Origin of the sequence: Agromyces sp. Root81 (genome assembly GCF_001429165.1) — a bacterium.
Taxonomy (GTDB): Bacteria; Actinomycetota; Actinomycetes; order Actinomycetales; family Microbacteriaceae; genus Agromyces.
In genome coordinates this window covers 33,264-55,121 of the sequence record NZ_LMIR01000004.1, presented here as the reverse complement: position 1 = coordinate 55,121, position 21,858 = coordinate 33,264, and the positions used below count along the sequence as shown (strand labels likewise).

At 70.6% G+C, this 21,858-nt stretch carries 20 protein-coding genes; 18 read left to right on the top strand and 2 right to left on the bottom strand.

The features are described 5' to 3' along the window. Positions 1-101: 101 nt before the first annotated feature. The 5 genes from ASE14_RS17095 (at position 102) to ASE14_RS17075 (ending at position 6,710) form a co-directional block, all read left to right on the top strand. Positions 102-1,178: an efflux RND transporter periplasmic adaptor subunit gene (locus tag ASE14_RS17095; protein ID WP_056657966.1), complete on the top strand. Its 1,077-nt coding sequence runs from the start codon at positions 102-104 to the stop codon at positions 1,176-1,178. Further along, positions 1,175-1,906: an ABC transporter ATP-binding protein gene (locus ASE14_RS17090; protein WP_056657963.1), complete on the top strand. Its 732-nt coding sequence runs from the start codon at positions 1,175-1,177 to the stop codon at positions 1,904-1,906. Before ASE14_RS17095 ends, ASE14_RS17090 begins: the two co-directional genes overlap by 4 nt. After that, the gene (locus ASE14_RS17085; RefSeq protein WP_056657960.1) at positions 1,903-3,144 is read left to right on the top strand and encodes an ABC transporter permease; all 1,242 of its coding nucleotides are present in this window, start codon (positions 1,903-1,905) and stop codon (positions 3,142-3,144) included. The genes ASE14_RS17090 and ASE14_RS17085 overlap by 4 nt, the downstream gene beginning before the upstream one ends. 54 nt (positions 3,145-3,198) lie before the next feature. Beyond that, positions 3,199-3,690, top strand: a complete 492-nt coding sequence (locus ASE14_RS17080; protein WP_056657957.1) for a GNAT family N-acetyltransferase — start codon at positions 3,199-3,201, stop codon at positions 3,688-3,690. A gap of 119 nt (positions 3,691-3,809) precedes the next feature. Further along, a complete protein-coding gene (locus ASE14_RS17075) occupies positions 3,810-6,710 on the top strand; it encodes a DNA translocase FtsK (RefSeq protein ID WP_056657954.1) in 2,901 nt (966 codons plus the stop codon). 13 nt (positions 6,711-6,723) lie between these two features. Here the strand turns inward: ASE14_RS17075 and ASE14_RS17070 are convergent, their stop codons facing one another. Beyond that, positions 6,724-7,110: a hypothetical protein gene (locus ASE14_RS17070; RefSeq protein WP_157373072.1), complete on the bottom strand. Its 387-nt coding sequence runs from the start codon at positions 7,108-7,110 to the stop codon at positions 6,724-6,726. Positions 7,111-7,700: 590 nt separating this feature from the next. On the opposite strand from ASE14_RS17070, the gene pgsA reads away from it, so the two are divergent. From pgsA to dapF, 9 genes are all read left to right on the top strand, one after another. Continuing rightward, entirely contained in the window at positions 7,701-8,303 is a 603-nt protein-coding gene (gene pgsA, locus ASE14_RS17065; RefSeq protein WP_056657947.1) for a CDP-diacylglycerol--glycerol-3-phosphate 3-phosphatidyltransferase, read from the top strand. Positions 8,304-8,316: 13 nt separating this feature from the next. After that, positions 8,317-8,835: a CinA family protein gene (locus ASE14_RS17060; RefSeq protein WP_056657944.1), complete on the top strand. Its 519-nt coding sequence runs from the start codon at positions 8,317-8,319 to the stop codon at positions 8,833-8,835. A 145-nt stretch (positions 8,836-8,980) separates the two neighbouring features. After that, positions 8,981-9,289 carry a helix-turn-helix domain-containing protein gene (locus tag ASE14_RS17055; protein ID WP_022893434.1) on the top strand — a complete coding sequence of 103 codons (309 nt, stop codon included), beginning with the start codon at positions 8,981-8,983 and terminating at the stop codon, positions 9,287-9,289. 70 nt (positions 9,290-9,359) lie between these two features. After that, positions 9,360-9,605, top strand: coding sequence for a DUF3046 domain-containing protein (locus ASE14_RS17050; RefSeq protein WP_056657943.1), 246 nt, complete (start codon positions 9,360-9,362; stop codon positions 9,603-9,605). A 322-nt stretch (positions 9,606-9,927) separates the two neighbouring features. Next, positions 9,928-10,992 (top strand): recombinase RecA, encoded by a 1,065-nt coding sequence (recA, locus tag ASE14_RS17045; RefSeq protein WP_056657938.1) that lies wholly within the window; start codon positions 9,928-9,930, stop codon positions 10,990-10,992. A gap of 35 nt (positions 10,993-11,027) precedes the next feature. Continuing rightward, positions 11,028-11,699, top strand: coding sequence for a regulatory protein RecX (locus tag ASE14_RS17040; protein WP_056657934.1), 672 nt, complete (start codon positions 11,028-11,030; stop codon positions 11,697-11,699). A 45-nt stretch (positions 11,700-11,744) separates the two neighbouring features. Then, entirely contained in the window at positions 11,745-13,322 is a 1,578-nt protein-coding gene (miaB, locus tag ASE14_RS17035) for a tRNA (N6-isopentenyl adenosine(37)-C2)-methylthiotransferase MiaB (protein WP_056657931.1), read from the top strand. Between the two features lies 1 nt (position 13,323). Beyond that, the gene (miaA, locus tag ASE14_RS17030) at positions 13,324-14,244 is read left to right on the top strand and encodes a tRNA (adenosine(37)-N6)-dimethylallyltransferase MiaA (protein ID WP_056657929.1); all 921 of its coding nucleotides are present in this window, start codon (positions 13,324-13,326) and stop codon (positions 14,242-14,244) included. Between the two features lie 4 nt (positions 14,245-14,248). After that, positions 14,249-15,130, top strand: coding sequence for a diaminopimelate epimerase (dapF, locus tag ASE14_RS17025; protein ID WP_056657925.1), 882 nt, complete (start codon positions 14,249-14,251; stop codon positions 15,128-15,130). A gap of 31 nt (positions 15,131-15,161) precedes the next feature. Here dapF and ASE14_RS17020 read toward each other — a convergent pair whose 3' ends face one another. Further along, positions 15,162-15,776: a class I SAM-dependent methyltransferase gene (locus ASE14_RS17020; protein WP_056657922.1), complete on the bottom strand. Its 615-nt coding sequence runs from the start codon at positions 15,774-15,776 to the stop codon at positions 15,162-15,164. A 42-nt stretch (positions 15,777-15,818) separates the two neighbouring features. On the opposite strand from ASE14_RS17020, the gene hflX reads away from it, so the two are divergent. The 4 genes from hflX (at position 15,819) to ASE14_RS17000 (ending at position 21,845) form a co-directional block, all read left to right on the top strand. Then, on the top strand, positions 15,819-17,348 hold the full coding sequence (gene hflX / locus ASE14_RS17015) for a GTPase HflX (protein WP_056657919.1): 1,530 nt from the start codon (positions 15,819-15,821) through the stop codon (positions 17,346-17,348). Between the two features lie 308 nt (positions 17,349-17,656). Next, the gene (locus ASE14_RS17010) at positions 17,657-18,643 is read left to right on the top strand and encodes a methylenetetrahydrofolate reductase (protein WP_056657916.1); all 987 of its coding nucleotides are present in this window, start codon (positions 17,657-17,659) and stop codon (positions 18,641-18,643) included. Beyond that, positions 18,640-20,991 carry a 5-methyltetrahydropteroyltriglutamate--homocysteine S-methyltransferase gene (metE, locus tag ASE14_RS17005; protein ID WP_056657913.1) on the top strand — a complete coding sequence of 784 codons (2,352 nt, stop codon included), beginning with the start codon at positions 18,640-18,642 and terminating at the stop codon, positions 20,989-20,991. Before ASE14_RS17010 ends, metE begins: the two co-directional genes overlap by 4 nt. Positions 20,992-21,077: 86 nt before the next feature. Next, positions 21,078-21,845, top strand: coding sequence for an alpha/beta fold hydrolase (locus ASE14_RS17000; protein ID WP_056657911.1), 768 nt, complete (start codon positions 21,078-21,080; stop codon positions 21,843-21,845). Positions 21,846-21,858: the final 13 nt, after the last annotated feature.

Sequence of the window (21,858 nt, the reverse complement as noted above, 5' to 3'; positions counted from 1 at the left end):
GAATCCTCCCTGAGGGGGATTCCGCGAGTCGGGTCGACTCCATAGGGTGGGAAAGATGCCCGGGCGACCCTTCCCGCCCGGGCGACCCGACAAGGAGTGCCGTGGGCGTCTGGCGCAAGTGGATCTTCCCGACCGTTCGAATCGTGCTGGTGGCGGTGATCGCGATCGCGCTCGCGAAGCTCGCCTTCTTCCCCGATCGCGCCGAGGCCGACGCCGAGGCGATCATGCCGACCGGCAGCGTGTCCGAACCGCAGGTGGCGGTCGCGCGCGGCTCGATCGCGAACGACGTGGTGCTGACGGGCACGGTCAACGCGGATGCGTCGGCGCCCGTCAAGGCGACCGGCACGGGTGCGGTCGATGAGGTGTTCGTCGCCGCGGGGCAGCAGGTCTCCGCCGGGCAGAAGCTCTACGACATCAAGGTCGAGGACAAGGTCGAGCCGGTCGAGACCGTCGGGCCCGACGGCATGCCGACGATGACGACGCCGAAGCCCTCGTTCCACTTCGAGAAGGTGCTGGCGCCGTCGGCGGGCGTGCTGTCCTCGCTCGACGTCATCACGGGTCAGCCGGTCGCGACAGGCGATGTCACGGGGCAGGTGGCGCCGCCGAGCTTCAACGTCACCGCGACGCTCAGCCCCGAGCAGCAGTACCGGCTGACGAGCGCGCCGACCGAGGCGCTCGTGACGATCGCGGGCGGCCCGGCGCCGTTCACGTGCGGCGGCCTCGTGATCACCACGCCGCTGTCGGGTGCCGGCAGTTCGACCGGCGCCGGCGCCGGAGCGGGAGGCGATGGCGGTGCGGGCGGCACGGGCGGCCAAGCATCCGGCGGCGGTACGACCGTGCGCTGCGCGGTGCCGGGCGACGTGCGCGTGTTCCCCGGACTCTCGGCCCAGGTGAAGATCTCGGCGGGCAGTGCAGCCGACGTGCTCGTGGTGCCGATCACCGCGGTCGAGGGCGGTGCCGAGACGGGCGTCGTCTGGCTCGTGACGCCCGACGGCGAGCGCGTCGAGCAGCCAGTGAAACTCGGCCTCAGCGACGGTACGCAGGTCGAGGTCGTCGAGGGCGTCGCCGAGGGCGACCAGGTGTTGCAGTTCGTGCCCGGAGCGCCGGGGGAGACCGGACAGGAGACCTGCGTGCAGGGTCCTGACGGTTCGATGATGTGCGGAACCCCGACCCAATGACGCTCGTCGAAGCACGCGGCGTCGGCCGCACGGTGGAGCTGCCCGACGGGCGTCCGCTCACGATCCTCTCGGGCGTCGACCTCACGGTCGCCGAGGGCGACCGGGTCTCGATCGTCGGCCGCTCAGGGTCGGGCAAGTCCACCCTGCTGAATCTCCTCGGCCTGCTCGACGCCCCGACCGAGGGCGAGCTCGCCTTCCTCGGCCACGATGTGCGCCGTATCGGCAGCGGGGCTCGCGATCGGTTGCGCGGTCGCGAGGTCGGCTTCGTGTTCCAGCAGTTCAACCTGCTGCCGGGCCGCACCGCGCTCGAGAACGTGCAGACCCCGCTGCTCTACTCGGGCGGCCGGGAGTTCTGGCGGCGCGAGCGCATCGCCCGGGACATGCTCGAACGCGTCGGACTCGGCGAACGGCTCACGACGAAGCCCGAACGGCTGTCGGGCGGCGAGCAGCAGCGCGTGGCGATCGCGCGGGCGCTCGTGCGCAAGCCGCGGCTCATCCTCGCCGACGAACCGACGGGCGCCCTCGATCTCGAGACGGGCGCCGAAGTGATGGCGCTCATCGAGGCCGTCGCGGCCGAGACGGGCGCCGCGCTCGTGACGATCACGCACGACCCCGCGATCGCGGCGCGATCGAACCGGCACTTCCTGCTGCAGGCCGGCAGGCTCGAGGCAGCGGATGCCGCTGACGCGAGCACGACCGTCGAGGCAGAAGCCGAGGCCGCCGCATGACCGGCTGGTTCGCGCGCATGGCGACGGGCATCGTGAGCACCATCGTCGAGGCCCTCGAAGAACTTCGCATCCACCGCGGACGCGTGCTGCTCTCGCTGATCGGCGTCGCAGTCGCGGTGTGCGCGCTCACGACCGTCGTCGGGGCGGGCGCGATCGCCGAACAGGCGGGTCGTGAGACGTCGGAGCGATTCGGCGGCCGACCCGCCACCGTGTCGATGAACGTCAGCACCGGGAGTGGAACGCCCGACAACGAGGCGGTGGCCGCCGCGTGGCAGACCACGCTCGAGCGGCATGGGATCGAGTACGCGAGCCGGTCGGGGTACGGCAACCTCACGGTGCAGTTCGCCGATGGCGCGGTGCCGGTGGCCATGCAGGTCGTCGATCCCGACTACGGGCTGATGCACCGTGTCCGCCTGGCAGAGGGTGCCTGGTTCACCGAACGCGATGCCGATCGTCTGGCGCCTGCCGTCATCGTCAACGAAGCCTTCTGGAAGCGGCTGGGGAGCCCAGCGCTCTCGACGCACCCCACGATCGAGCTGGTCGGCAACGGGCGGGTCACCGGCGTCATCACGGGTGTGACGCCCGCGCAGAGCGAATGGGATTCCGAACCGACCGGGTTCATGCTGACCGACTCCTTCCTTCCGTTGCAGCCCGCGACCCCTGATCCGATGACGGGTCCCTACATGCCGTCGTACGAGATGTGGATTCCAGACGGCTCGGCCGAGGAGCTCACCGAGTCGGTGAAGCGCACGTTCAAGTCCGAGCTCGGTGAGGGCGCCACGGTCGACGGATGGCGCAGCGACTACGCCGCTCAAGAAGGCGATCCGTTCCTGCCACTCAAGCTCATGGTCATCGGCGTCGCGGTCGTCATCCTGCTGCTCGGTGCACTCGGCCTCCTCACGATCGCACTCGTCACGGTGCGTGGACGCATCCGCGAGATCGGCATCAGGCGGTCGTTCGGTGCCACGGCCGGGCGGGTGTTCTTCTCGGTGCTGATGGAGACCGTGGTCGGCACGTTCGTCGCGGGAGTCGTCGGCGTGGGCGCGGCGATCGCGCTCGTGCGGAGCCCGCTCATGGGCATGGCGCTCGGCGGCGCCGAGGTGCAGGACATGCCCGGGTTCCCGGTCGAGGCGGCACTGATCGGCATCGCGGCCGCCGTTGCAGTCGGGGCGCTCGCCGGACTCCTGCCGGCGCTCGGCGCGGTTCGGGTGAAGGTGATCGATGCGATCAGGTTCTGAGGCGCGGGGGCGGCGCGAAACACCGCCGTAACACCCCGCGCGTAGCATCCGCGCATGGCGGCGTTCACGGTGCGGCCGGCCATCCCCGACGACGGATCCTTCCTCGCCGACATGGTGGTCGAGGCGGCGAACTGGCGGTCGGGAGGCACCCGGCCGCGGCCGACGGTGCTCGCCGATCCCGCGTCGCGCGGGTACGTCGCCGGCTGGCAACGGCCGGCCGATCGCGGCGTCGTGGCCCTCGACGGCGAGGGCAGACCGGTCGGCGCGGCCTGGTACCGGCTCTTCGCCGCGGATGCGGCCGCTCACGGCTTCGTCGCGGTCGGCGTGCCCGAGCTCATCATCGGCGTTCGGCCGCTCTGGCGGGCACAGGGAGTCGGCCGGGCGCTCATGCAGGCGCTCGCCGAGACGGCGCGCACGGCGGGCTTCGCTCGCCTCGCGCTCAGCGTCGAGCACGGCAACTTCGCCGAGACGCTGTACCGCTCCGAAGGGTTCGTGGTGGTCGACTCCGCCGCCGGACGCGACACGATGGTGCGTTCGCTGCGTTGATGTCGCGAGGCTGATGCCGCGACTCCGCTGCGCGCCGGGGAGACCGACGGCGCGGCGGATCCCGAACACTCGCGCCGCGCTGTCGCCCGGTGTGGGCGCGCGGCCGTAGCCTTATGCACATGGCTACGAGCACCAGGTCGAATGGGCGTGCCTCGGGCGCGTCCTCGCGTGCTTCGAGTGCCCGCACTGCACCCACGAAGAAGCTGCCGGCGGCGAGCACCCGCGGCGCGGCCGCCAAGAAGGCGCCCCCGACCCCCGAAGGACCGAACCTCCTCGTCCGTGCGTGGATGGGGCTCGCCCACCTGACGGGTGGTGCGGCGCGCGCGCTCGGACCCGAGACGCTCTCCAAGGAGGAGCGGCGCGACGGCCTGCCCTTCTTCATCGTCGTGCTCGCGATCATCGGCGCGGTGATCGAGTGGTTCCTCATCAACGAACCCGTTGCGCAGACGCTCGACTCGTGGACTTTCGGCCTCCTGTTCGGCCGCGTGGCCTTCGCCCTGCCCGTCGTCATGCTGATGTTCGCGGTCTGGCTGTTCCGGCACCCGAGCTCGGTGCACGACAACACGCGCATCGGCATCGGGCTGGGCCTCCTGCTCCTGACGGTCTCGGCGCTCTGCAACATCTTCGGCGGCCAGCCCGAGCCGCGCGAGGGCATGGCCGTGCTGGCCCGTGCCGGCGGCATCCTCGGCTGGATGGTCGCCGCGCCTCTCACCGCGCTCATCACGCAGGCCGGCGCCACGATCGTCGTGATCGTGCTGCTCGTCCTGTCGCTGCTCATCATCACGAAGACCCCGCCGAACCGCATCCCGGCGCGCTTCCGCGAGCTCTACGAGTGGCTGTTCGGAGCGACGCACGACGAACCCGTGACCGAGGTCGGCCCGAAGCCGACCAAGCGCGAGCGCAAGAAGTCGGTGCAGACCGAACTCGACGGCATCGACGCGCTCGGCGGCGATGACGACGAGGAGCCGAAGGGCGGCATGCTGCCGTGGTGGCGCCGCAACGAATCGAACCGCGAAGAGGATCCCGCGTTCGAGGCCCAGGGCGTCGAAGGGCTCACCGAGGTGTTCGGCGCAGGCTCTGCGGCAGGCAGCTTCGAGTCGGCCATCGAGGGCACGGGCGGCCCCGCCACGTACAACACCGAGGTGCTCGGCGACCTCGAGCGCGCCGAATCCGCCCTGCAGCAGTTCACGGGCGACGTGCCGCGCGGCGGCACCGGTCTGCGCGGCGACGACGCCGGGGCCACGAACGTGCTCGCGGTGTTCGACGACGCCGGTGACGTGCCCGTCGGCCCGGCGGGCGGCGGCGCAGGCGCCGAGCCCTCCGAATTCGATGCCGACGGGGCATCCGAACCCGATCGTCCGTACCATCTGCCTGCTGCGTCGACCCTTGCAGCCGGCGCGCCCGCCAAGAAGCGCTCCCAGGCCAACGACGACGTCGTTCGCCAGATCACCGGCGTGCTCGACCAGTTCTCGGTCGACGCGAAGGTCACCGGCTTCTCCCGCGGCCCGACCGTCACGCAGTACGAGATCGAGCTCGGCCCCGGCGTCAAGGTCGAGCGGGTCACCGCGCTGTCGAAGAACCTCGCCTACGCCGTCGCCTCCAACGAGGTCCGCATCCTCTCGCCGATCCCCGGCAAGAGCGCCATCGGCATCGAGATCCCGAACGCCGACCGAGAGATCGTGACGCTCGGCGACGTGCTGCGCTCCGGTAACGCCGCGAACGCGACGCACTCGATGACGATCGGCGTCGGCAAAGACGTCGGTGGCGGCTACGTCGTCGCCAACCTCGCGAAGATGCCGCACCTGCTCGTGGCCGGTTCCACCGGTTCGGGCAAGTCGAGCTTCGTGAACTCGATGATCACCTCGCTCCTGATGCGGGCGAAGCCCTCCGACGTGCGCATGGTGCTCATCGACCCGAAGCGCGTCGAGCTCGCCCCCTACGCGGGCGTGCCGCACCTCATCACGCCCATCATCACGAACCCGAAGAAGGCCGCAGAGGCGCTCTCGTGGGTCGTGAAGGAGATGGACATGCGGTACGACGACCTCGCGTCGTTCGGCTTCCGTCACATCGACGACTTCAACAAGGCCGTCGTGAATGAAGAGATCGTGCTGCCGGCCGGCTCCGAGCGGAAGCTCAAGCCGTACCCGTACCTGCTCGTCGTGGTGGACGAGCTCGCCGACCTCATGATGGTCGCGCCACGCGACGTCGAGGACTCGATCGTGCGCATCACGCAGCTGGCCCGCGCTTCCGGCATCCACCTCGTGCTCGCGACGCAGCGCCCGTCGGTCGACGTCGTCACCGGCCTCATCAAGGCGAATGTGCCGTCGCGGCTCGCGTTCGCGGTGACGAGCGTCACCGACTCGCGAGTCATCCTCGACCAGCCGGGCGCCGACAAGCTCATCGGCCAGGGCGACGCGCTCTTCCTGCCGATGGGGGCGTCGAAGCCGCTCCGCGTGCAGGGCGCCTGGGTGAGCGAAGACGAGATCGAGCGGGTCGTCAAGCACGTCACCCGGCAGGCTCGTCCCGAGTACCGGCAGGATGTCGCGGAATCCGCCCCCCGCAAGGAGATCGACTCCGACATCGGCGACGACCTCGAGCTGCTGCTCGCCGCCGCCGAGCTCGTGGTGTCGACCCAGTTCGGCTCGACCTCGATGCTGCAGCGCAAGCTCCGCGTCGGCTTCGCGAAGGCCGGCCGCCTCATGGACCTGCTCGAGTCGCGCGAGATCGTCGGCCCGTCCGAGGGTTCGAAGGCGCGCGACGTGCTCGTGACCGCCGAGCAGCTGCCCGGCGTGCTCGCCCGGCTCCGCGGCGAGGAGCCGGTCGCTGCGCCTGCTGCCCGGCCTGCTGCGGCGCCCGCTGCGGCCCAGGCCGGTCCGCTCGGCGGCGGTATCGCGGCCACCGAGGCGTACGACGCTCCCGACTCCCGCTACGACGACCCGGTCGCCCGCATGAGCGAGGGGCTCCCCGAGGTCGAGGGCGACACCGACGAAGACGCCTGGGGCCTCACCGGGCGGGACTGAGCCGAATGAGCCCTCAGACGCTGATCGCGTCGAGGAACGGCCCGTCCGCGATGACGGCGACGTCACCGCTCTCGCCCGCATCGCTGATGAGCTGGAATTGCACGCCATCTGTGAAGTAGAGCGATCCCGAGAGTGAACCGGGACGAGAAGCCGGGTCGATTCGGCCCGCGAGGCGGGCGAGGTTCGAGATCGGTTCCACCGACTCGGCGCCGCGGATCGGGGCGATGAAGAGCTCGTGACGGCTGGGCGCGAAGAACACCAAGCCTCGCGGAGCCTGAGCGAGCTGGGCTGCCATGAATCGGGGGTCGAGTACGCGGCTTGCGATGAAGAACGATTCGCCGGTGATCCCCGTCACCCCGGGCGCGATCTCCTCGCGCGAATCGATGCGTTCGAACTGCAACTGCGACCGCCCCAGCGAACAGCGCCTCGGCATCGTGCCCTGCGATCGATTCATCGCTGACGAACCCGACAGTGGTCGGCAGGTCGACGCACAACGCCTCCCTGAGACCCGGCGCGATTCGGCGCGCATAGTCGAACGTCCTGGGGAGACCGTCGTCCGGCATGAGACGAGACCTGAGGCCCACCCGCGTCTCAGGGTCGGTCAGATCGAAGGGCTGTTGCGCGGCCGTTCCAGAGACGATCGAGGCGACATGGAATCGGATCCGGCCCTTCCATCGCCATCGCGGCAGAGACAGACACGTCAACGTGAGGTTGGCCAATCCGTACTCGGCGCCCGCGGTCGAACGGATCGAGGTGTTCAGCGCATCACCTGGGTCCGGCACGACCGGGCCGTCCACCCCTGCAGCACGGAATGCTCGGATCGCGTGCTTCTGGATCAGGGCGATGCGCTGGTCGTCGGCAGCCGGGGATGGTCGTGTCATCCGATCAGCATGGCCGGGAGATCGGTTGCACGGCAAGGGCTCGTGTGGACGGCCCGTCTGGCTGCGGCCCGTCGGGTCCGCGAGGCCGCCCGGCCGGTAGTCTGTGCCTATGACCTCTTCCGCCGGCACGCCCGCGCGATCGGCGAACTGGAACCTTCCGAACGCGATCACCGTCGTCCGCATCCTCATGGCGCCGCTGGTTTTCTGGCTGCTCCTCGCCGACGCGGGAGCCGACGGTCCGATGCGCTGGTGGGGCGCCGTGATCTTCATCGTCGCGATCTCGACTGACTGGGTCGACGGGTGGCTCGCTCGCTCTCGCGGACTCGTCACCGACCTCGGGAAGATCCTCGACCCGATCGCCGACAAGCTCCTCACGAGCGGCGCCCTTGTGTGTCTGTCGATCCTCGGCGAACTGTGGTGGTGGGTCACGATCGTCATCGTGGTGCGCGAGGTGGGCATCACCGTGTGGCGCCTCGTCGAGCTGCGCCGCGGCAACGTGGTGCCCGCGTCATCCGGCGGCAAGCTCAAGACCCTCGCGCAGTCGGTCGCGATCTCCCTCGCGCTCCTGCCGCTGTGGACGATCGTCGGCGACTGGATCTACTGGCTCAACTGGGCGACGATGGCGGTCGCCCTCGTGCTCACCCTCTGGTCGGGCCTGCTCTACGTGCGCGACGCCGTGCGCCTGGCTCGCGCTCCCCGAGACGCGAGCTGAGACGACCGAGCGGATGCCTCGCGCCACGGTCGACCCCGCGACCCGGCTCATCGCCGGGCTCACCTCTCGCGGCCTCACGGTCGCCGTCGCGGAGTCGCTGACGGGCGGGCTCGTCGTGGCCGAGCTCACGAGCGTACCGGGGGCATCCGTCGTGGTGCACGGCGGCGTCGTCGCCTACGACACGTCGGTCAAGCACTCGGTGCTGGGTGTGCCCGCCGAACTGCTCGCCTCCGAGGGGGCCGTGCATCCCGAGGTCGTCCGGCAGATGGCCGATCGTGTGCGGGGGGTGCTCGCGGTCGACGGCCGGCCCGCCGATCTCGGCATCGCGACGACGGGAGTCGCCGGCCCGAGCGATCAGGACGGCAAGCCGCCGGGCACCGTCTTCGTCGGCATCGCCTTCGACGGCGAGGTCGAGGTGCTCGAGCTCTCGCTCCGCGGCACGCGTGCCGAGATCCGAATCGCGACCGTGCGGGCGGCGATCGACGCGGCCCTCGCCCGGGTCGAGCGATCTTCTCCGCAGGACGCGGAATAGTCTTCGTGAACACCCTGTTACATGTGGCAGGTTCACACGAAAGCCCCAGTGTGCAACGCTAGATTGGTACAACGGAGAGTCGGCTAGACTGACGCTCCCGTTTCCGGCTCCGGGGGAGCCGCAGGCAGAGAGAAGGAGGTTCCCGATGGTCCTGGTTCGACAGGAGATCGGCGATGTGCTGAGGGACTTCCGTCTGCAGAAGGGTCGCACCCTTCGTCAGGTCGCGTCCAAGGCCAGCGTCGCGCTCGGCTACCTGAGCGAGGTGGAGCGAGGCCAGAAAGAGGCGTCCTCCGAGATCCTCGCCTCCGTCGCCGACGCGCTCGACACGCCCATCTCGGTGATCATGCACGAGGTCGGCGACCGCATCGCGGTGCTCGAAGGCCTCTCGGTGGTGCCCGACAGTCTGCCCGACGAGCTCGTCGCCGAGTTCGACGCCGACATGATGGTCCGCTGACCACTCACATACATTGCAACGCCGATCGGCCGGTCCTCGGACCGGCCGATCGTCTGTCCGGAGGTGCCCCGTGAAGCTGAGCGAGTTCCAGGCCGCGGTCGCCGATGAGTTCGGCCCCGGGTACGGGGGCGTGATCGTGGGCGACCTCGTGCTCACGTCGCTCGGCAGCCGCACGGCGCGCGAGGCGCTCGCGGCGGGCGTTCGGCCCCGCGAGGTCTGGCTCGCGCTCTGCGAGGCGACGGATGTCCCAGAGGAGCGCCGGCACGGCGCCGGGCGACCGGTGCCGGGGGAGTCGCGCGCGCCGCGGCAGCCGTAGCGACGGCGGTTTGGCCCCCAGCTGGAGCCTCGACCGCACTCGTCATCGCGTCCGAAGACGTGTTCGACACGCGGGCGGTTCTTCGAACATGCGTTCGGAGACTGCGATAGGCTCCTCAACAGCAGGAGGAACAGCGCAGCTGTCCACATCCTCGTCGTGATCGGCGTCGGATGTCGGTGGCCGGCCATACGGTCGATGCGTCGGAACACACCGCAACCGCCTTGTCGCACGACGCCGCGGGTCAGCACCGATCGGTCAGCGCCCGCAACGTGGAACGACAGCCTAGAGGCAGCAGCAATCGAGCATCGAAGGAGCCCCACCCATGGCATCACCAGCAGACCGCGAGAAGTCACTCGAGACCGCCCTCGCGCAGATCGACCGCCAGTTCGGCAAGGGCTCGGTCATGCGCCTCGGCAGTGAAGACCGCGCTCCCGTCGAGGTCATCCCCACGGGCTCGATCGCCCTCGACGTCGCGCTCGGCATCGGCGGGCTCCCGCGCGGCCGCATCATCGAGATCTACGGTCCCGAGTCCTCGGGTAAGACGACGCTGACGCTCCACGCCATCGCCAACGCGCAGCGCAACGGCGGCATCGCCGCGTTCATCGACGCCGAGCACGCGCTCGACCCCGAGTACGCGAAGAAGCTGGGCGTCGACATCGACGCGCTCCTGGTCTCGCAGCCCGATACGGGTGAGCAGGCGCTCGAGATCGCCGACATGCTCGTGCGCTCCGGCTCCATCGACCTCATCGTCATCGACTCGGTCGCGGCGCTCGTGCCCCGTGCCGAGATCGAGGGCGAGATGGGCGACTCGCACGTCGGCCTCCAGGCCCGCCTCATGTCGCAGGCGCTCCGCAAGCTCACGGGTGGTCTCAGCCAGACGAACACCACGATGATCTTCATCAACCAGCTGCGCGAGAAGATCGGCGTGTTCTTCGGCAGCCCCGAGACGACCGCCGGCGGCAAGGCGCTGAAGTTCTACGCCTCGGTGCGTCTCGACATCCGTCGCATCGAGACCCTGAAAGACGGCACCGACGCGGTCGGTAACCGCACGCGCGTCAAGGTCGTCAAGAACAAGATGGCGCCGCCCTTCAAGCAGGCCGAGTTCGACATCCTCTACGGTGTCGGCATCTCCCGCGAGGGCAGCCTCATCGACTACGGCGTCGACCAGGCGATCGTGAAGAAGTCGGGTGCCTGGTACACCTACGACGGCGACCAGCTCGGCCAGGGCAAAGAGAACGCCCGCAACTTCCTGCTGCAGAACCCCGATATCGCGGCTGACATCGAGCAGAAGATCCTCGTCAAGCTCGGCATCGGGCAGCCGGCGGGTGCGGCGGCGCCGGCGAATGTCGAACCCATCGCACCGAAGCTCGGCCGCAAGGGCGCCTGAGTTCCCACAACGAGCATGATCGGGGTGAGCTTGAAATGAGCGACGCATCAACAGAACGACTCGCCCCGGTCACGTACCTGCCGTGGGCGAAGGCGGAGCCCGAGGCGCCGCCGGCTGCGGCGCCACGGCGTCGTCCGAAGTCCGACGGCGGGCGCGGGCGACTTCGCCCGGTGTCGGTCGAAGGCGCGTCGGGCGACGACGAGCCGGGCGAGCAGTCGGAGCCCGAAGAGACCGGGCCGGAGCGCGATGAGCGCATCGACCGGCTGGTGATCTCCCGCCTGCGCCGCTCGGCGCTCTCGGTGTCGGAGGTGAGAGCGGTGCTCGTCGAGCACGGACTCGACGACATCGAGGTCGAGGAGTGGATCGAGCGCTACGAGCGACTCGGCTATCTCGACGACGCCAAGCTCGCCGAGCAGCTCGTGCACAGTCACGGCGTGCGCCGCGGCAAGGGCAGCGGCGCGATCATGCAGGAGCTCGGGCGTCGCGGCGTCGACAGTGCGCTCGCTCGGGCGGCGGTCGACGACCTCGACCCCGAGACCGAACTCGAGAACGCACGTGCAGTGGCCGAGCGCCGGGCACGTCAGCTGCACGGCCTCGACCGGCAGACCGCCGAACGCCGGTTGTCGGCGTTCCTGCAGCGGCGAGGCTACCCGGGCGACGTCGTGCGCGAGGCGGTGACGGCGGCACTCGCAGCGGAAGGCTCGTAAACTGGTGCGATCATGAGCACCCATCACGACGTCTCCATTCGAGAGATGCCCCGCGACCAGGTCGCTGAAGCGGCAGCGTCGCCGCGTACGTACGAGGTCCGCACCTTCGGGTGCCAGATGAACGTGCACGACTCCGAGCGGCTCTCGGGATCCCTCGAAGCCGCCGGCTACGTGCCCGCAGACGGCGCAGAAGCCGACATCGTCGTCATCAACACCTGCGCGGTGCGCGAGAACGCCGACAACAAGCTCTACGGCAACCTCGGCCACCTCGCCGCGGTCAAGCGTCGCCACGCCGGCATGCAGATCGCCGTCGGCGGATGCCTCGCCCAGAAGGACAAGAACGTCATCCTCGAGAAGGCGCCATGGGTCGACGTCGTCTTCGGCACCCACAACATGGGAGCCCTCCCGAGCCTGCTCGAGCGAGCCCGCCACAACGACGAGGCGCAGCTCGAGATCCTCGACTCGCTCGAGGTCTTCCCATCGACCCTGCCCACCAAGCGCGACTCCAGCTACAGCGGCTGGGTGTCGATCTCGGTCGGCTGCAACAACACGTGCACCTTCTGCATCGTGCCGGCGCTCCGTGGCAAAGAGAAGGACCGCCGGCCCGGCGACATCCTCGCCGAGATGCAGGCGCTCGTCGACGACGGCGTGATGGAGATCACCCTGCTCGGCCAGAATGTCAACTCCTACGGCGTCGAGTTCGGCGACCGTCAGGCGTTCGGCAAGCTGCTCCGCGCGGCGGGCCAGATCGAGGGCCTCGAGCGCATCCGCTTCACGAGTCCGCATCCCGCCGCCTTCACCGACGACGTCATCGACGCGATGGCCGAGACGCCGAACGTCATGCCGCAGCTGCACATGCCCCTGCAGTCGGGCTCCGACCGCATCCTGAAGGCGATGCGTCGCTCGTACCGTTCCGAGAAGTTCCTCGGCATCCTCGACCGGGTGCGCGCCCGCATCCCGAACGCCGCGATCTCGACCGACATCATCGTCGGCTTCCCCGGTGAGACCGAAGAGGACTTCCAAGAGACGTTGCGCGTGGTCGAGGCGGCGCGCTTCGCCTCGGCGTTCACCTTCCAGTACTCCATCCGCCCCGGCACTCCCGCGGCCACAATGGAGGACCAGGTCCCGAAGGAGGTCGTGCAGGAGCGGTACGAACGCCTCGCCGCCCTGCAGGACCGCATCTCGTGGGAGGAGAACCAGCGCCTCGTCGGCCGCCCCGTCGAGGTGCTCGTCGCGACCGGCGAGGGCAAGAAGGACGCGGAGACGCACCGCCTGAGCGGTCGCGCCGAAGACAGCCGTCTCGTGCACTTCGAGGTTCCGGCGGGGTCCGAACTGCCGCGACCCGGGGACGTCGTCTCCGTGACGATCACCCAGGCCGCACCGTTCCATCTCATCGCCGATTCGCTCGACGATGCGCCGCTGCGCATCCGGCGCACCCGTGCGGGCGATGCCTGGGATCGTGCGCAGGCCGAGAGCTGCGGCGTGCCGGCAGAGCCGGGGGCATCCGTCGCGGGCCGCGTCTCCCTCGGCCTGCCCACCCTGCGGGCTCGCGGCGCCGAGCCGCTCGTCTCGCCGGGCGTCGGCACGATGCCGATCTACGACCCCACCGACGGCCAACGCTGACGTGACGCTCATCGCGATCGTCGGGGCGACCGGCACGGGCAAGTCCGCGTTCGCCCTCGACCTGGCCGAGGCCTACGGCAGGGTCGGCCGCGCGGCCGAGGTCGTGAACGCGGATGCCATGCAGCTCTACCGCGGCATGGAAATCGGCACGGCCAAGCTGCCGCTCGGCGAGCGACGCGGCGTGCCGCATCACCTGCTCGACGTGCTCGACGTCGTCGACGAGGCATCCGTCGCCGAGTACCAGTCGGCGGCCCGTTCCGCGGTCGACGAGGTGCTCGCCCGCGACGCGGTCGCGCTCCTGGTCGGCGGCTCGGGTCTCTACGTCTCGTCGGTCATCCACGACTTCCGCTTTCCGGGCACGGATGCCGCGGTGCGCGCGCGGCTCGAGGCGGAGCTCGCCGAGCAGGGCCCGGGACTGCTCCACGCGCGCCTCCGCGACATCGACCCCGTGACGGCCGCGAGCGTCGACGCCCAGAACGGACGCCGGCTCGTGCGCGCCCTCGAGGTGATCGAGGTGACCGGAGAGCCGAAGGCCGCTCGTCTGCCCGACGAACCCGTGCCGTGGCGCGCGCACGGCATCGTGCACCTCCGCAGTGACCGGGCGACGCTCGTCGAACGCCTCGACGAGCGTGTCGAGGGCATGTGGCGGGACGGCCTCGTCGACGAGGTGCGCGGGCTGATCCCCGCGGGCATCGAGCGCGGCACCACCGCGCGGAAGGCGATCGGGTACGCGCAGGCGCTCGGCGAGATCACGGGCCGGCTGGAGCGGTCGGCAGCCATCGCCGAGACGCAGCAGCTCACCCGCACGTACGCCCGCCGTCAGGTGAGCTGGTTCAAGCGCTACCGCGACGCCGTCACGATCGACGCCGACGACCCCGTCGCCAGGGGCACCGAGCTCGCCCGGCTCGCGGCCATAGACTGATCCGATGGCGTTCGATCTGCGGTTCACCAAAGGCCAGGGCACGGGCAACGACTTCGTGCTCTTCAGCGATCCCGAGGGGGAGTCCGAACTCACCCCGACCCAGATCGCCGCGGTGTGCGACCGCCGGTTCGGCGTCGGCGGTGACGGCGTCATCCGCGCCGTGCGCTCGGCGAACCTCGAGGCGGGCGCTGCCGCCCTCGCCGAGAATCCGCACGCAGTGTGGTTCATGGACTACTGGAACGCCGACGGCACCGTCTCCGAGATGTGCGGCAACGGCATCCGCGTCTTCACGAGCTACCTGATCGACCAGGGCCTCGCCGACCTGGGTGCGAACGACTCGATCGCCATCGGCACACGCGCCGGCGTCCGGACCGTGCGGCGCACGGTGGCGGGCTTCGAGGCCGACCTCGGGCTCTGGCGCCTCGCAGGCGGTGAGCCGCTCGTGCGCGGCAAGAGCCTGCCGGTCGCCCGGCCCGGCCTCGGCATCGACGTCGGCAACCCGCACATCGTCGTCGCCCTCGCCGATGACGATGAGCTCGACGGACTCGACCTCGCCTACCAGCCGGTCATCGAGCCCGCACCGGAGGCGGGTGCCAACATCGAGTTCGTCGTGCCGGCCGAGCCGCTCGTCGAAGAGGGCGTCGGGCGCATCCGCATGCGCGTGCACGAGCGCGGCTCGGGCGAGACGCTCTCCTGCGGCACCGGAGCGGTGGCCTCGGCCCTCGCCGTGCGGTACTGGGCCGGCGAAGCCGCCCCCGACCGCTGGCGCGTGCAGGTGCCGGGCGGAGTGCTCGGCGTGCGCATGTTCCAGGCCGACGACGGCGAGCATGTCGCCCTCTCGGGGCCGGCCGAACTCGTCTTCGACGGAGTGCTCAGCCTCGCCTGATCCGCGGTCCGCCCGACCTGCGGTCAGTCGGTCAGCGAGCGGATGCCGCGGCGCTCACCTCGAGCACCCGGAAGCCCTTGTCCTGGGCGGCACGGTCGATGTCGAAGCCGAGCTCGTCGCCGATCCAGCGCTGCAGCGACTCCGCACCGAGGTGCTTGGCGACGACGAGCCAGGCGCTCGCGTCGTCGTCGAGCCGGGGGAGCCAGCGTTCGAGGAGCGCATGCAGCTCGGCTTTGCCGACGCGGATGGGCGGATTCGACCAGATGCCGCCGAACCGCACGTCGTCGGGAACGTCGCCCGGCAGCACCGCGTTGACGTTCGTGATGCCGACCCGAGCGCAGTTGCGGCGCACGAGGTCGAGCGCGCGCTCGTTGACATCGACGGCCCACACCGTGGCATCCGGCGCACGAAGCGCGAGGGAGATCGCGATCGGCCCCCAGCCGCAGCCGAGGTCGAGCAGATCACCGCTCGCCGGCGGCGCCGGAGCGCGGTCGAGCAGGATGCGGGTGCCGGTGTCGAGGTGCTCGGGGCTGAAGACCCCGCCCGCGGTGGAGAGCGAGAGCTCGCGCCCCGCGAGGGTCACGGTGATGGTGCGGAGAGTGGCCTCGCCGCCCGGTCGAGAGGAGAAGTAGTGCTCGGAGGCCATACAGGGGAACCTATCGCAGCGATGGGAACTAGGGTTAATGCGATGAATGATGCCGAACAGACTGCCGCAGACGACGCCGTCGAGCGGGTGCTCAGGGGTGCGGAGACCAAGGCCGGCGTGACCCGCTTCGGATCCGACGCCGCCGAGGCGCTCATGTCGCCCGATTCGGCAGCCGCAGCGGGCTCCGATTCCGACGGCGAGCAGTACGACCGCGAGGCGCGGGCGGGCCTGCGCCGTGTCGGCGGACTCTCCACCGAACTCGAAGACGTCACCGAGGTCGAGTACCGGCAGCTCCGGCTCGAGAACGTCGTGCTCATCGGCGTGTACTCGCAGGGATCGCAGGAGGAGGCCGAGAACTCCATGCGCGAGCTCGCCGCCCTCGCGGAGACCGCGGGTGCGCGGGTGCTCGACGGCGTGCTGCAGCGCCGGCCGCATCCCGACCCCAGCACCTATCTCGGCCGCGGCAAGGTCGACGAGCTCCGGCACATCGTCGCCTCGCTCGGCGCCGACACGGTCGTCGCGGACACCGAGCTCGCTCCGAGCCAGCGGCGTGCCCTCGAAGACGCCATCAAGGTCAAGGTCATCGACCGCACCGCGGTCATCCTCGACATCTTCAGCCAGCACGCGAAGAGCCGCGAGGGCAAGGCGCAGGTCGAGCTCGCGCAGCTCGAGTACCTCCTGCCGCGCCTGCGCGGCTGGGGCGAGTCGATGTCCCGCCAGGCCGGTGGCCAGGTCGGCGGCGCCGGCGCGGGCATGGGCTCCCGCGGCCCCGGTGAGACGAAGATCGAGCTCGATCGCCGCCGCATCCACTCGCGCATGGCGAAGCTCCGCAAGCAGATCGCGGGCATGAAGCCCGCACGCGAGGCGAAGCGGGCCAATCGCAAGCGCAACGCCGTGCCCTCCGTGGCGATCGCCGGCTACACGAATGCCGGCAAGTCGAGCCTGCTGAACCGCATCACGGGAGCCGGCGTGCTCGTCGAGAACGCCCTCTTCGCGACCCTCGACGCGACCGTGCGCCGCAACACGACGGCCGACGGCCGGGTGTACACGATCGCCGACACCGTGGGGTTCGTGCGCAACCTCCCGCACCAGCTCGTCGAGGCGTTCCGGTCGACGCTCGAAGAGGTCGGCGACTCCGACCTCATCGTGCACGTCGTCGACGCGGCCCACCCCGACCCCGCCGGCCAGATCGCCACCGTGCGCGACGTCATCGGCGAGGTCGGCGCGCGGGACATCCCCGAGCTCATCGTCTTCAACAAGGCCGATCTCGTGACTCCCGAAGACCGCCTCGTGCTCCGCGGCCTCGAACCAGGTGCGATCTTCGCCTCGGCGCGCACCGGCGAGGGCATCCCCGAGGTGCTCGAGGCGATCGCGCGGCTGATGCCCGACCCCGCCGTCGAGATCGACCTGCTCGTGCCCTACGACCGTGGCGACGTCGTGTCGAACCTGCACGAGACCGGTCGGGTGCTCTCGATCGAGTACGACGAGGAGGGCACCCGCGTGCGCGCCCTCGCGTCGCCCGAGCTGGCCGGCCAGCTCGAGGAGTTCGCTGCGGCATCCGCAGGGGCCTGACCCGGGGCATCCGCTCTCGAAGCCCGCACGCGCGCGTCAGGAGCGGGGCTTCGGCGACCCGTGATCCGGCGACGGATGCCTCGGCGACGCTGATTCGGCGACCGCTCGTCGTCACCGTGCGTCACAGTCGTGCGGCGCTTCCCGCCGCGGCGTATCGTCGCACCTGATCGATCTGTGACCGGCCGATGCCGATCACATGGAGCGACCGCCGAGCCCGGCACCCGCCCGCGACATCCACCCGCCGTTCCGGCCCGGGGGAACGCGGCCTGCCGTGTTCCTCCCGTTGCCGCTCGCCACGCAGGAGCACCATGGCATCGACCGCAACCGACGCAGCGGGCGCCGACTGTCGCCCCCGACTGCCGCTCTCCTTCGAGCTCTTCCCGCCGCGAACCGATGCGGCGGCGCTCGCCCTCGGCCGCACGATCGACCGGCTCGCCGAGGTCGACCCGGCGTTCATCTCCGTGACCTTCGGGGCGGGTGGCAGCTCGCGGGAGCGTTCCCTCACCGTGCTCCGCTACATGCTCGAGCACACGCACGTCGAGCCGATGGCGCACCTGACCTGCGTGGGTTCCTCCCACGCGGAGGCCAACCGGCTGGTGCGCGAGTTCCTCGACGCGGGCATCACGAGCTTCCTCGCGCTGCGCGGCGACCCGCCGGCCGACGCCGACCCCGACGCGGGCATCGGCGACCTGGGCAGCGCAGCCGAGCTCGTGCAGCTCATCCACCGGGTGCAGGAGGAGCGGGAGCCCTTCGGGCAGGTCGACGTGCCCGGCAACCCCGGTGCGTCGCGGATCAGGGCGCGACCGCGTCCCGAGCGGGTCGCGGTCGCCACGTTCCCGACGGGGCATCCGCGGTCGCGAAACCTCGGACACGATGTCGACACGCTCCTCGCAAAGGAGATCGCCGGGGCGAACCTCGCGATCACCCAGCTCTTCTGGCGCGCCGACGACTACCTCGGATTCGTCGAGCGCGCCCGCGCCGGCGGGGTCACGATCCCGATCCTGCCCGGCATCATGCCGGTCACGACCCCGGCACGGCTGGCGCGGTTGACCGAGCTGACGGGCGTCGAGCCCCCGGCCGAGCTCGCCATCGACCTCGAGATCGAGCCGGATGCCGCGGCGCAAACCGAACTCGGCATCGCCTTCGCCACCCGCCTCGCCTCCGACGTCATCGAGGGCGGCGCACCCGGACTGCACCTGTACACCTTCAACCGCCACGAGGCGGTGCTCGACGTCGTCGACCGCCTCGGGCTTCGAGCACACCGGCTCGCCGACGAAAGGAACACCGCACGATGACCACCCCTGCACCCGCATTCCCGAACGCGACGATCCTCGGGTACCCGCGCATCGGGCGCCGCCGCGAACTGAAGCGCGCCGTCGAGTCGTTCTGGGCCGGATCGATCACGGCCGAGGAGCTCGAACGCACAGCGTCCGAACTGCGAGCAGCGACCCGTGAGCGCCTGGCTGCACTCGGCCTCAGCCGCACGGACTCGGCGATCCCCGAGACGTTCTCGTACTACGACCAGGTGCTCGACACGGCTGTCACGGTCGGCGCGCTGCCGACCCGATTCGCCGGGCTGGCCGACGAGCACGGCGGAGTCGACCTCGCCGGGTACTTCACCATCGCCCGCGGCGTCGGCGACGACGCCCCGCTCGAGATGACGAAGTGGTTCGACTCGAACTATCACTACCTCGTGCCGGAGATCGCCCCCGACACCGAGTTCACGCTGCACGCCGAGCGCATCCTCGCCGAGTTCGCCGAGGCGCAGGCGGCCGGCTTCACGACCCGTCCCGTGGTCGTCGGCCCGGTGACGTTCCTCCTCCTCGCGAAGGCAGCCGACGGCGCCGCCGCCGGTTTCGAACCGATCGAGCGGCTCGCCGACCTCGTGCCCGTCTACGCGGCGCTGCTCGATCAGCTCGCGGAGGCCGGCGCGGAGTGGGTGCAGCTCGACGAGCCCGCCCTCGTGAGCGAGAGCATCGACGTCGATCGCGCCCGCGTGGTCGAATCGGTCGCCGTCGCCTACGACGCCCTCGGTGCGCTCGAGCGCCGTCCGGCGATCTTCGTGGCCGCGCCCTACGGTTCGCTCGACGATGCCCTGCCGGCGCTCGCGGCGACCCCTGTGGAGGCGATCGGCCTCGACCTCGTGCGCGGCGGCCTGCCGGGCGGGCTCGACCCCGCGACGGCGGAGTCGCTCGCCGCGAAGACCCTCGTCGCCGGCGTCGTCGACGGCCACAACATCTGGCGCGGCGACCTCGCTGCCGCGTTCGACCGCGTGACGGCGCTGCAGCACCTCTCGTCGGCTGTCGCCGTGTCGACCTCGACGTCGCTCCAGCACGTGCCGCACGACGTCGCCGACGAGGACGAGCTCGACACCCGCCTCGCCTCCTGGCTCGCGTTCGCCGATCAGAAGGTCGGCCAGGTCGCCGTGCTCGGTCGCGGCCTCGTCGAGGGGCGCGACGCGATCGAGGACGAGCTGGCCGCGGCATCCGCTGCCCTCGCCGATCGCGACGGGGCACCCGGCGTGCGCGTGCCCTCGGTGCGCGACCGGCTCGCCGGGCTCGGCGAGCAGGACTTCGCCCGAGTCGGCTACGAAGAGCGTGTCGCCGCGCAGGAGACCCTCGGGCTGCCCGAACTGCCGACGACGACGATCGGGTCGTTCCCGCAGACCACCGAGATCCGCCGTGCACGGGCCCGTCTCGTGAAGGGCGAGCTGTCGACCGCCGAGTACACGGGTCTCATGCGCGACGAGATCGAACGCGTCGTGCGGTTGCAGGAGGACCTGGGCCTCGACGTGCTCGTGCACGGGGAGCCCGAGCGCAACGACATGGTGCAGTACTTCGCCGAACTGCTCGACGGCTTCGCGGTGACGAAGCACGGCTGGGTCCAGTCGTACGGCTCGCGCTGCACTCGGCCCTCGATCCTCTGGGGCGACGTCTCGCGGCCCGCGCCGATGACGGTCGAGTGGTCGAGTTACGCCCAGTCGCTCACCGAGCAGCCGATGAAGGGCATGCTCACCGGACCGGTCACGATCCTCGCCTGGTCGTTCGTGCGCGACGACCAGCCGCTCGGCGACACCGCCCGCCAGGTGGCGCTCGCCCTGCGCGACGAGATCGCCGACCTCGAGTCCGCCGGCATCCGCATCATCCAGGTCGACGAGCCGGCGCTGCGCGAGCTGCTGCCGCTGAAGCGCGCCGACCAGCCCGCCTACCTCGACTGGTCGGTCGGTTCGTTCCGCCTCGCGACGGGCGGTGCGGTTCCCGAGACGCAGGTGCACACGCACCTCTGCTACTCGGAGTTCGGCGTCGTGATCGACGCGATCAAGAACCTCGACGCCGATGTCACCTCGATCGAGGCAGCGAGGAGCCGCATGGAGGTCGTCGACGACCTCGAGTCGAGCGGCTTCGATCACGGCATCGGCCCTGGCGTCTACGACATCCATTCGCCGCGCGTTCCCGGCGTCGCCGAGGTGCAGTCGCTCCTCGAGCGAGCGGCGGGGGCGATCCCGGCCACGCGGCTCTGGGTCAACCCCGACTGCGGACTGAAGACGCGCGGGTACGACGAGACCGTCGAATCGCTGCGGCACATCGTCCAGGCGACGCGGGCCGTGCGGGCGAGCATCGCGTCACCCGTTCCGGTCGGGTGACGACGGTCGAGCGGATGTCGCGGCTCGCGGCATCCGCTCGGCTCCCGCCGGGGCGATGCACAGGAGCGGCACGTATCGTCGGGGCCATGCAACTCGCGGTCCACGAATCCGGCGGGGGCGCGCGCACCGCGATCCTCATCCACGGCATCATGTCGGACTCGCGAGCCTGGCATCGCGTCACCGCGGAACTCGAGGCGCAGGGATTCCGCGTGCTCGCGGTGGACCTCGCCGGACACGGGCGCAGCCCCCGCGCGGTGCGCTACTCGCCCGCCGCCTGGGCGAGTGACGTCGTCGAGACGCTCGAGCCGCTCCTCGACGGCCCGCCCGACATCGTCATGGGGCACTCGCTCGGCGGACTCGTCGCGAGCATCGTGGCCGATCGACTCGCGCCGCGCGCGGCGATCTACATCGACCCCGCGTTCTCGTTCCCCAAGGGCGTGAAGGGCTGGGCGTTCAAGGCCTTCTTCGCCGTGGCGCCGAGGCCGCGCCGTTCCGCGCTCGTGCGGATGAACCCCAAGTGGAGCGCCGCCGACGTCGACATCGAGCTCGCGACGCTGCGCGACTGGGACAAGCGCACGATCCTCGGCTTCACCGACACCCGGCCGCTCGTGCCGCCGGCGCGGCTCGTGGCGCCGACGCTCGTCGTGCTCGCTGAGAAGAGCCTGCTCATCACGGCGAAGGTCGCCCGGCAGCTGCGGCGCCAGGGCATGACCGTCGAGACGGTGCAGGGCACCGGGCACACCGTGTTCCGCGACGATCACGCCGGCTTCATGGACGCTGTGCTCGGGTGGCTGCGCGAACACGCGCCGGCCGGCGGCGACGGCACGCACGCGGTCGCACGTTCCGCCGCGTAGCGGGCGGCATCCG